The organism is Streptomyces sp. NPDC087270 (assembly GCF_044744625.1).
GTDB lineage: Bacteria > Actinomycetota > Actinomycetes > Streptomycetales > Streptomycetaceae > Actinacidiphila.
Genome location: NZ_JBIUYR010000049.1, coordinates 1 through 1,481, shown reverse-complemented (window position 1 = coordinate 1,481; position 1,481 = coordinate 1). Strand labels below are relative to the sequence as shown.

Sequence of the window (1,481 nt, the reverse complement as noted above, 5' to 3'; positions counted from 1 at the left end):
CTTGGGTTCTAGTGGTCCTCGCAACACCCGTGATCTGTGGGAGTTGCGAGGACCGTGGGCGTTGAGCGTGCTGGTCTTGCTGGGTTGCGGGAGCGTTTCCTTGTGCGGCTGGATGCTGTAGGGAACGTGAGCGTGGTGGCCCGGGAGTTGGGGGTGAACCGGAACACAGCCTTTGGGTGGGCCCGGAAGGCCGGACGAGTCTCGGTGCGCATGCCGCGTAGGCATCCTGGGCGCGACGAGTACGAGCGTTTGCGGGCCGAGGGCGTCGCGCGTCGGGTGGCGGCCCGGCAGGTCGGCGTGAACGAGCGCACGGCCAAGGACTGGGACTGGGGCGTTAAGAAGACCTGCTCTTCGCGTACCTATCCGGACGGGCGCCGTGTCGACTACGCGGCGGGGACCGTCACGATGTGCGGTGTGACCACGGCACCGGTGGGCCTGACGGCCCTGGACAAGCAGCTTCACCCGCGGTTTTTGACCCTGGCCGAACGCGAGGAGATCGGTGACCTTCGCGCGGCGGGCCGGTCGCTGCAGGCCATCGGGCGGGCCCTGGGGCGGCCGGCGAGCACCATCAAGCGGGAGATCGACGCGAACTCCGGCAGCCAGGGCTACCGGCCCTATGCCGCCCACCGGGCGGCTGCCGCGCGCAGGCCCCGGCCCAGGGACCGCAAGCTGCTGCGCGAGGGACCGTTGCGCTGCTTCGTCCAGAACGGACTGCGCAGCAGGTGGTCGCCGGAGCAGATCTGCCACGCTCTACGCAAGGAGCATCCCGACGACGAGAGCATGCGGGTGAGCGTGGAAACGGTCTACCAGGCGCTGTATTTCCAGGCCCGCGGCGGCCTGAAGCGGGAAGTGCAGGCAGCGGTCCGCTCCGGCCGCACCCGCCGCAAACCACGCCGGGACCCGCAGCGGCGCACCCCACGGTTCATCGACCCGATGGTGATGATCAGCGATCGCCCCGCCACCGTCGAGGACCGGGCGGTGCCCGGACACTGGGAAGGCGACCTGATCATCGGCGCGGGCGGCCGTTCCGCGATCGCCACCCTGGTCGAGCGGGCCACCCGCTACACCATGCTGGTCCACCTCCCCGGCGGCGCCCACGACGCCGAGACCGTCCGCGACGGCCTCGTCACCACGATCCAGACCCTGCCCGCCCACCTACGCGGCTCCCTGACCTGGGACCAGGGCAGCGAGATGGCACGCCACCAGCAGTTCACCCTGACCACCGGCATGCCCGTCTACTTCTGCGACCCCGCCTCACCCTGGCAGCGTGGCTCGAACGAGAACACCAACGGACTGCTACGCCAGTACTTCCCCAAGGGCACCGATCTGAGCGTCCACAGCCCCGAAGACCTCGAACACGTCGCCCAGGAACTCAACGGCCGCCCACGCAAGACGCTCGACTGGGATACCCCAGCCGAGCGTCTACGTGATCTACTCACCACCTGAAACAAGTGGTGTTGCGACGACCCCTTGAACCCAAG

The 1,481-nt window shown here is 69.0% G+C and carries 1 protein-coding gene; it reads left to right on the top strand.

Translation table 11 applies throughout. The features are described 5' to 3' along the window. Positions 1–210: 210 nt before the first annotated feature. Positions 211–1,446 carry an IS30 family transposase gene (locus ACIPAE_RS39770; protein ID WP_402452340.1) on the top strand — a complete coding sequence of 412 codons (1,236 nt, stop codon included), beginning with the start codon at positions 211–213 and terminating at the stop codon, positions 1,444–1,446. The last annotated feature ends 35 nt before the right edge of the window (positions 1,447–1,481 follow it).